Annotated in this window: 1 rRNA gene; it reads left to right on the forward strand. The window is 56.6% G+C overall.

The annotated features are described in order from the left end of the window. A 23S ribosomal RNA gene (locus tag ACTWQO_RS48465) occupies positions 1-1,181 on the forward strand; the annotation flags it as partial.

Raw genomic sequence — 1,181 nt, forward strand, 5'->3', positions numbered from 1 at the left:
AGAAACCGTTGATGTAGGCGAAGGACATGCGAAAGGTCCGGCGTAGAGGGTAAGACCCCCGTAGTCGAAACGTCAGCGGCTCGTTGGAGAGACACCCAAGTAGCACGGGGCCCGAGAAATCCCGTGTGAATCTGGCGGGACCACCCGCTAAGCCTAAATATTCCCTGGTGACCGATAGCGGATAGTACCGTGAGGGAATGGTGAAAAGTACCGCGGGAGCGGAGTGAAATAGTACCTGAAACCGTGTGCCTACAAGCCGTGGGAGCGTCGGACATCAAGCTTGCTTGGTGTCTCGTGACTGCGTGCCTTTTGAAGAATGAGCCTGCGAGTTTGCGGTGTGTTGCGAGGTTAACCCGTGTGGGGAAGCCGTAGCGAAAGCGAGTCCGAACAGGGCGAGATAGTAGCGCGCTCAAGACCCGAAGCGGAGTGATCTAGCCATGGGCAGGTTGAAGCGGCTGTAAGAGGTCGTGGAGGACCGAACCCACCAGGGTTGAAAACCTGGGGGATGACCTGTGGTTAGGGGTGAAAGGCCAATCAAACTCCGTGATAGCTGGTTCTCCCCGAAATGCATTTAGGTGCAGCGTCGTGTGTTTCTTGCCGGAGGTAGAGCACTGGATAGGCGATGGGCCCTACCGGGTTACTGACCTTAGCCAAACTCCGAATGCCGGTAAGTGAGAGCGCGGCAGTGAGACTGTGGGGGATAAGCTCCATGGTCGAGAGGGAAACAGCCCAGAGCATCGACTAAGGCCCCTAAGCGTACGCTAAGTGGGAAAGGATGTGGAGTCGCACAGACAACCAGGAGGTTGGCTTAGAAGCAGCCACCCTTGAAAGAGTGCGTAATAGCTCACTGGTCTAGTGATTCCGCGCCGACAATGTAGCGGGGCTCAAGCGTACCGCCGAAGTCGTGTCATTCATACACATATCCCCAACGGGAGTATGGATGGGTAGGGGAGCGTCGTCTGCCGGGTGAAGCAGCCGCGGAAGCGAGTTGTGGACGGTTGACGAGTGAGAATGCAGGCATGAGTAGCGATTCACACGTGGGAAACGTGTGCGCCGATTGACTAAGGGTTCCTGGGTCAAGCTGATCTGCCCAGGGTAAGTCGGGACCTAAGGCGAGGCCGACAGGCGTAGTCGATGGATAACCGGTTGATATTCCGGTACCCGCTGTAAAGCGTCAAACA

This window comes from Streptomyces sp. 4N124, assembly GCF_052245395.1.
GTDB lineage: Bacteria > Actinomycetota > Actinomycetes > Streptomycetales > Streptomycetaceae > Streptomyces.